Here is a 6978-nt window from a genome sequence, read left to right as displayed (position 1 = left end):
GATTCAGCCATCGCGTTGTCGAAACATATCCCGGTTCTCCCCACCGATCTCCGAATCCCGCGCCTTTCGAGTACCTGTCCGAACTCAGCCGAGGTGTACTGGCTTCCCCTATCAGAATGGAATATCGCATCCACCGGAAGGGGAATGCGCTGCGCGGCCATCTCGATCGCCGCGCACACCAAACTCGCCGGATAGCGCATATCGATCGACCACCCGATAACCGACTTGGAGAAACAATCGACGACCGTGGCCAAGAACAGCGGCCCCTCGCCGGTGTCGATCTGTGTGATGTCGCCGACCATTTTGGCGCCGGGCGCCGACGCGGTGAAGTCCCGCCCGACCAGGTCAGCGATCGGATCGGCCTGCGCGTCGGCCACGGTGAGCCCCCGACGCCGCTTGACCTGCACCGGAACCAGCCCCATCTGCCGCATGAGCCGGCGTACCAGCTCGTCGTCGACCACCTGGCCCGAGCGCAGCAGCTCGGCGTGCACCCGCCGGTAGCCGTAGGTACGGCCCGATTCGTCGAAGATTTCCTGAATTCTTTCCGCGAGCTCGTGTCGGCGTTGTTCGGTGACCGACGGCGGGCGATCCTTCCATTCGTAGTATCCCGAGGTCGACACATGGAGAAGACGGCACATCATGGCCACGGGAAAGTCGGCCTCCTCCGCACGGACGAGCGTGTACCGCTCGCTTACCGCTGCTCTTTCGCGAAGAAGGCGGCACATTTTTTTAGGAAGGCGTTTTCTTGTTCGAGCTCGGCGATCCGGCGTTCCATCTCACGGATCCGCGCTCGCTCCGCGGCGTCCCGCGCCTGCTCGGTGTTCCCCGACCGGCGACGCTTTTCCTTGCTCACCCAGTTCCGTACGGTCTCCCGTGAAACCCCGAAATCCTTCGCGGCCTGTCCGATCGTCACCTGATCGTCCAAGACAGCTTTGACGACTTCGTCCTTAAACTCCTGGGCGTAGTTCTTTCCTGCCACGTACCCGTTCCTTCCAGATCAGTGAGTCATTGTCAGCAACCGGCGTTCACGCTGGGTGACAGCTGCTTGTGAGCTTGCTCCCGGTGGAAGAGGACGAGCGCCGCGGCGACGATACCGCCGATCTTCCAAGGGCACTTGCTGACGTTCCGCAGTGCCTTGAACCGCATCTTGAGCTGGGCGTTCGCTCGTTCGGCGAGGGCTCGGAGCGCACCGTGGACCTTGTTGTACTGGATCTGATCGTCGGTGAGTGTGCCACCCCGAGACCTCTTGTACGGCAGGCGAAACCCCATACCCGCATCGACGTAGCCGAGGTCGGCCAACGTGATCAGCCCGTCCTCGGCGGCCTTGGCCAGCGGGTCGAGGAGGCCGTGCAGGCGGGCACAGGTGAGATCGTGTTCACGACCGGGCCGTACCTCAGAAGTCCACAGCGGGTCGCCGCCGGGGCTGGACAGGACCTGAATGTTGCCGCCGTGCTGCTTGTGTTTTCCACTCCACCACAGGTCGGCGCCGTTCGGGCCCAGGGCGCGGCAGCGGTCGGTTTCGATCAGCGTGCCATCCAGATGCAGGTGGGTGTAGCCGGCGGCCTTCGCCGCCGTGAGCGCCTCCTGTAGCGTCGGCGCCTGGGCCTTCAATACGGTGACCCCTTCTTCGACGTACCGATCACAGGTCGCGTGCGAGATGGCGTTATCGGCGGCCAGCCGGGCGATCCGAGCGCCGTCCACCAGCCAGCGGATGATCAGAACGGCCTGCTTGAACTCGCCCAGCGCCCGAGTGAGGAGCCCCCAGTCTTCCGGACACGGTGCCCAGTAGGGTGCTGACTGATCTGGAAGGAACGGGTACGTGGCAGGAAAGAACTACGCCCAGGAGTTTAAGGACGAAGTCGTCAAAGCTGTCTTGGACGATCAGGTGACGATCGGGCAGGCCGCGAAGGATTTCGGGGTTTCACGGGAGACCGTACGGAACTGGGTGAGCAAGGAAAAGCGTCGACGGTCGGGGAACACCGAGCAGGCGCGGGATGCCGCGGAGCGAGCGCGGATCCGTGAGATGGAACGCCGGATCGCCGAGCTCGAACAAGAAAACGCCTTCCTAAAAAAATGTGCCGCCTTCTTCGCGAAAGAGCAGCGGTAAGCGAGCGGTACACGCTCGTCCGTGCGGAGGAGGCCGACTTTCCCGTGGCCATGATGTGCCGTCTTCTCCATGTGTCGACCTCGGGATACTACGAATGGAAGGATCGCCCGCCGTCGGTCACCGAACAACGCCGACACGAGCTCGCGGAAAGAATTCAGGAAATCTTCGACGAATCGGGCCGTACCTACGGCTACCGGCGGGTGCACGCCGAGCTGCTGCGCTCGGGCCAGGTGGTCGACGACGAGCTGGTACGCCGGCTCATGCGGCAGATGGGGCTGCTTCCGGTGCAGGTCAAGCGGCGTCGGGGGCTCACCGTGGCCGACGCGCAGGCCGATCCGATCGCTGACCTGGTCGGGCGGGACTTCACCGCGTCGGCGCCCGGCGCCAAAATGGTCGGCGACATCACACAGATCGACACCGGCGAGGGGCCGCTGTTCTTGGCCACGGTCGTCGATTGTTTCTCCAAGTCGGTTATCGGGTGGTCGATCGATATGCGCTATCCGGCGAGTTTGGTGTGCGCGGCGATCGAGATGGCCGCGCAGCGCATTCCTCTTCCGGTGGATGCGATATTCCATTCTGATAGGGGAAGCCAGTACACCTCGGCTGAGTTCGGGCAGGTACTCGAAAGGCGCGGGATTCGGAGGTCGGTGGGGAGAACCGGGATATGTTTCGACAACGCGATGGCTGAATCGTTCTTTGGAAAGCTGAAGACCGAGCTGGTGCACCATCGGTCGTTCGCCACCCGCGCGGAAGCGCGTCGTGCCGTCATTCGGTACATCGAGGGCTTCTACAACTCCAGGAGGCTGCACTCCGCGTTGGGATACAGACCTCCCGTCGAAGTGCTCGATGAATGGCTGACGAATAGCACGGCGGCGTGATATGATTCATTTACTCCGGTGTCCGGAAAATGCGGGGCTCGTCAGTCAACGCCAAGATGACCACCAGCGGATGCCGCAGCCCGCAGGCCGAGCGCCGGTCGGGGACCGTCGCCAACCGGCCCAACAACGCCGATTCCACCACGACCGGATCAGTCGCCAACTCGGCCTCCCACAACGCCAGGTCGGCGAACTGGTCAAGAAGAGGGACCAAGCAGGAGCTGGTCGGGGAAGATGGGGACACGAGCGCGACTCCTGTGACGATCTTCGGATTAGAGACCTGAAAGATCACCAGAAGTCGCGCTCTTTTGCATTCCACCTGTCGAAACCCTCAACCGCGCCATACCGCATCAGAACTCAGGAACGCCGGGGCCCTGATCGAGAAGCGGCACCGTTTGTCGCCGGGTTCAGGCACCGGTTGGTGATCGACGGGCCGGAAATGTCGATGAGTTCGGGCACCGCTTTCGCCGGTCCGGGCACGGACGAGCGGCGGAGTGATTCAGGTGGGCAGAGAGGCGAGCCAGCCGGTCAGGAGCTGGTTGACCTCATGGGCGCGTTCTTGCTGGATCCAGTGGCCGCAACCGTCGAGGAGGTGAGAGGAGACGAGCCCGGGCAGAGTGACGGGGTAGGCGTCGATCGCGTCGGCCAGCCAGGTGGTGGAGGCGTCCAGGGCGCCGCCGATGAACACCGACGGCTGAACGATGGGGGCCGCGTCCCAAAGAGCGAGGTCTTCCCAGTCCCGGTCCATGTTCCGGTAACGGTTGAGTGCCGCGCTCATGCCGGTGCGTTCGAATTCTCTGGCGTAGACGTCCAGGTCGTCCTGGCTGAGCCAGAACGGCAGCGGGCCGGTGGGAAACCGCTCGCGGAGCGTGCCGCCGCGGGTGGCGAAATGAGGGTTGGGCATGCCGGAAGTGGGCATGGTGTCGCCGGAGAGCGCGGCGTAAAACCCGGCCAGCCAGCCGCGGACATCCGGTTCGATCTCGGCCTCGGCCCGGCCGGGCTCCTGGAAGTAGCTGACATAGAACTCTTCCTCGCCGCCCATCTGGGAGAAGACCTCGCTGGGCCGAGGTCCGCCCCGTGGTGCGTAGGGAACGCTCAGCAGCCCGACCGCGGTGAATACCTCTGGCCGGACCAGGGCGCTGTTGGCGGCGATGCTCGAACCCCAGTCGTGACCGATGATGATCGCAGTCTCCTCGCCAAGGGCGTGCACCACCGCGACGTTGTCCTCGATCAGTTCCAGCATCCGGTAGGCCGCCACCCCATCCGGCTTGGACGAACGGCCATATCCGCGCACGTCCACGGCCACCGCCCGGTATCCGACCGCGGCCAATGCCGCCAGTTGGTGGCGCCAGGAGTACCAGGACTCCGGAAACCCGTGCACCAGCAGCACCAGCGGCCCGGTGCCCTGCTCCACCAGATGGGTCCGGCCCGCCGGGGAAGGAACCAGACGGTGTGTTTCCCTAGCCTGAACTGCCCGCGACATAGATCCCCCTGTATCGAAGCGCTCCTCTGGCGCACCTCGCAACCATAGGTGGCGGCCCAGAAACCGGCGAATCCCGTTGCCGCTTCAGCAAAAACCTTTGACTCACCCGTCCCCACCAAGATTAATTCTTGTCCCGGCAACTGCGACAGGCTCTCAGCCGACGTTGTGTTCAGCTCGGGCGCGGGTCTGTGCGCCGAACGCCTGGCCAGCGCGGGCTTTGTCACCCTGACCTTCGACGCCGCCTACCAGGGGGAGATGTTGGCGTCGTCCTCGGCTGCGTGGGTCAGCGCGCTGTGGCGTAGTTGGTGCAGCGTCCACGCACCGCCTGGTAGCTCGGCGGTGGCGGCTTCGAACAGCTCGGCGGCGCGGCGGTAGGAGAGCCGGGCCCGGCCGGAGGCCGGATCCACATCGGACGGGGCAGTGGGGCCGAGACCGGAGTGGACCGATGGCACCCGTTCGAGAGCTTCTTCGTGAAGATACCTAACTGAATGGTCACCGCATAGCTGGTTGCCGCGAGGCGTACACGCCTCGCGGCAACCAGCCGTTACAGGAGGAGGGTTATGCCCAGCGCAACCGCGTCTCACTACCAGGCCATCCTGGCCAGGCACAGCGAGGCTCTGAAGGAAACGTGTATCACCTGGTGTCACGCCAGAAGCACCGACGAACTCGCCGTTGCCGTCGGCGCCGACCCCCAGAGCGCCGCGCCCCGCACCCTTTCCAATGCTGATGACGAGTCCTACGAGCACATCATGCGAACCGGTCATGGAAATACGCTTGTAGTCGGCGAGATGGCCCCCTGGTTCATAGTCATGGAGCCCGGAGACACCCGCGGCGCGAAATCGCTGGACCGCCTCTCAGGCGACAGCGAGGCACTTTCCCTGGTGATCGGCGACACGCTCCGTCATTACTCACTGCTTTATGCTCGTGACGGCCAATTACTGTGCCGCCTTCGCTGGCTGGACACTCCCGCCGGCGATGCCAGCGCCATCGAGCACCATCTCGCGGATCTGTCATTGCTGGGAGACGTGTCGTCGGAGGAGTGGAAGGTGAACGCGTTTATCCTGGCCGAGCGGATCACCGAGGTACGGCTGACGGAGGAATGGTTTGCCCGCGAGCACACGCGGTACTTCGGTCAACCGTGAGGGGTAGGACTTCTGTGCTGTGTTCCTCGGAAGGCTTGAACTCCTCCCCGGCCTGGGGGCCGGAGACTCTCCCGTCGCGTCGCGGTTAAGCGGCGCGCGGGGGTTGACGCTTCACCGACCGGGTAACCCCGAGGTCTCCACGCCCTGACACCGGCGTTCCGACGGCGTTCTTGATATTGATCGCGGCATTGGTATCGGCATGGCCGACCCAACCGCACGCGGGGTTGGTACAAGCGAACACGGTTCTGTTGCGGCCGGCCGCATCACGGTGACCGCATCGGTGGCACGTCTGTGAGGTGCCCGGGGCGGGAACCTTGACGACCTGTCCGCCCCGGTCGGCACTCTTGTATTCGAGCAGGGTGACGGTCCGGCCCCACGCCTCGCCGCCGATCGACCGGTTCAGCCCCGCCTTTTGGGCGACGTTCCTGCCCGGGGCTTCGATCGTGCCCTTGGCGGATTTGACCATGTTGAGAATGGAGAGTTTCTCCACCTTGATCACAGCGAACGTGTCGGCGAGTTCGGTGGTGGTCTGGTGCTGCCAGTCGACGGCTCGGCGCTTGGCTTTCGCGCGCAGCCGGGCGATCTGATCGTAGGTGCGCTGCTCCCGCCCCGAGGGGCGGGTCCTCTTTGGCCGGGCCGCACGCCGGCGAGCCGACGTCTTCTCCAGCCGGCGCAGGTGTTCCCTCTCGCCGCTGGTGAGCCAGGGGGCGTGCTCACGCATCGTGCCGTCCGACAGGGCCGGGGCGACGGTGACTCCCCGGTCGATCCCCACCGTGTGGCCCGGGTGCGCGGCCGGGACCGGCGCGAGGAGAATTTGGGTGCGAAACACCACCTGCCGGCCGTGAGCATCCTTGACCAGCCGCGCTCCCGTGATCCGCCCGGCGGCACCGCCCCTGGTGAGGCCGGGCAGGTCCTTGGTCCAGCGAAACCGCACTCGCCCGACCTTGGGGAGATTGATCGCGCCCCAGCGCCGGTTGACCCGCTTGATCTGCAGATCGCGGGCTTGGGGGACGTCCACGGCCAACCGGGTCCGCACCCGGCCCTTGAACGTGGGCCGGTGGGCGGGGTGGTCGGGGTTGAAGAAATTCGCCCACGCCTGCCGATACGTTTTCAGCACCGCTTGCGCCGCCTGGGCGGGCAGTCGTCCCATCCAGTCGATCTCGCGGCGGGCTGTCCGGATCGCCGCGCCGCAGTCCTTCAACGTAGCGAACCGGCCTTGGCGGAAGGTGACGTACTCATGCAGCAGGTTCCACAGCGCGCGGGCGGTGTGCGCCTGAGCGTCCAGCACAGCCACCTGGTCCGCGCCGAGGTCGAGTCGCGCCACGTGCGCACGAGCCCGCTTCACCAACTCCACACCGTGATCGTATCGTC

Annotated in this window: 10 protein-coding genes; 3 read left to right on the top strand and 7 right to left on the bottom strand. The window is 65.0% G+C overall.

Features of this window, described 5'->3' with window-relative positions; translation table 11 throughout:
* From FHR32_RS29835 to FHR32_RS29825, 3 genes are all read right to left on the bottom strand, one after another.
* Positions 1–725 (bottom strand): IS3 family transposase (locus FHR32_RS29835; RefSeq protein WP_184757783.1); only part of this gene is annotated, 725 nt, incomplete at its 3' end.
* Positions 692–979, bottom strand: a complete 288-nt coding sequence (locus FHR32_RS29830) for a transposase (RefSeq protein WP_184757325.1) — start codon at positions 977–979, stop codon at positions 692–694. The genes FHR32_RS29830 and FHR32_RS29835, both read right to left, overlap by 34 nt.
* Before the next feature lie 32 nt (positions 980–1011).
* The gene (locus tag FHR32_RS29825) at positions 1012–1701 is read right to left on the bottom strand and encodes an HARBI1 family protein (RefSeq protein WP_184757782.1); all 690 of its coding nucleotides are present in this window, start codon (positions 1699–1701) and stop codon (positions 1012–1014) included.
* Between the two features lie 118 nt (positions 1702–1819).
* On the opposite strand from FHR32_RS29825, the gene FHR32_RS29820 reads away from it, so the two are divergent.
* Positions 1820–2107, top strand: coding sequence for a transposase (locus FHR32_RS29820; protein WP_184757325.1), 288 nt, complete (start codon positions 1820–1822; stop codon positions 2105–2107).
* On the top strand, positions 2074–2985 hold the full coding sequence (locus FHR32_RS29815) for an IS3 family transposase (RefSeq protein ID WP_184757781.1): 912 nt from the start codon (positions 2074–2076) through the stop codon (positions 2983–2985). The genes FHR32_RS29820 and FHR32_RS29815 overlap by 34 nt, the downstream gene beginning before the upstream one ends.
* A gap of 10 nt (positions 2986–2995) precedes the next feature.
* Here FHR32_RS29815 and FHR32_RS29810 read toward each other — a convergent pair whose 3' ends face one another.
* The 3 genes from FHR32_RS29810 to FHR32_RS29800 all read right to left on the bottom strand — a co-directional run bounded on the left by FHR32_RS29810 (position 2996) and on the right by FHR32_RS29800 (position 4917).
* A complete protein-coding gene (locus tag FHR32_RS29810; RefSeq protein ID WP_184757780.1) occupies positions 2996–3196 on the bottom strand; it encodes a hypothetical protein in 201 nt (66 codons plus the stop codon).
* Between the two features lie 285 nt (positions 3197–3481).
* Positions 3482–4396, bottom strand: coding sequence for an alpha/beta hydrolase (locus FHR32_RS29805; protein WP_312882756.1), 915 nt, complete (start codon positions 4394–4396; stop codon positions 3482–3484).
* A gap of 311 nt (positions 4397–4707) precedes the next feature.
* The gene (locus FHR32_RS29800; RefSeq protein WP_221466273.1) at positions 4708–4917 is read right to left on the bottom strand and encodes a hypothetical protein; all 210 of its coding nucleotides are present in this window, start codon (positions 4915–4917) and stop codon (positions 4708–4710) included.
* A 108-nt stretch (positions 4918–5025) separates the two neighbouring features.
* On the opposite strand from FHR32_RS29800, the gene FHR32_RS29795 reads away from it, so the two are divergent.
* Positions 5026–5607, top strand: coding sequence for a DUF6461 domain-containing protein (locus FHR32_RS29795; protein WP_184757778.1), 582 nt, complete (start codon positions 5026–5028; stop codon positions 5605–5607).
* An 85-nt stretch (positions 5608–5692) separates the two neighbouring features.
* Here the strand turns inward: FHR32_RS29795 and FHR32_RS29790 are convergent, their stop codons facing one another.
* Positions 5693–6961 carry an RNA-guided endonuclease InsQ/TnpB family protein gene (locus FHR32_RS29790; protein ID WP_312882755.1) on the bottom strand — a complete coding sequence of 423 codons (1269 nt, stop codon included), beginning with the start codon at positions 6959–6961 and terminating at the stop codon, positions 5693–5695.
* Between the last annotated feature and the right edge of the window lie 17 nt (positions 6962–6978).

Source organism: Streptosporangium album (assembly GCF_014203795.1).
Taxonomy (GTDB): Bacteria; Actinomycetota; Actinomycetes; order Streptosporangiales; family Streptosporangiaceae; genus Streptosporangium; species Streptosporangium album.
The sequence above is the reverse complement of the archived record's forward strand: the minus strand, read 5'-3'. Positions and strand labels throughout refer to the sequence as shown.

What these genes read in the sequence shown, in the direction of transcription:
- FHR32_RS29795 (WP_184757778.1), top strand. Translation starts at nt 5,026, where the DNA reads ATGCCCAGCGCAACCGCGTCTCACTACCAGGCCATCCTGGCCAGGCAC.
- FHR32_RS29815 (WP_184757781.1), top strand. Translation starts at nt 2,074, where the DNA reads ATGTGCCGCCTTCTTCGCGAAAGAGCAGCGGTAAGCGAGCGGTACACG.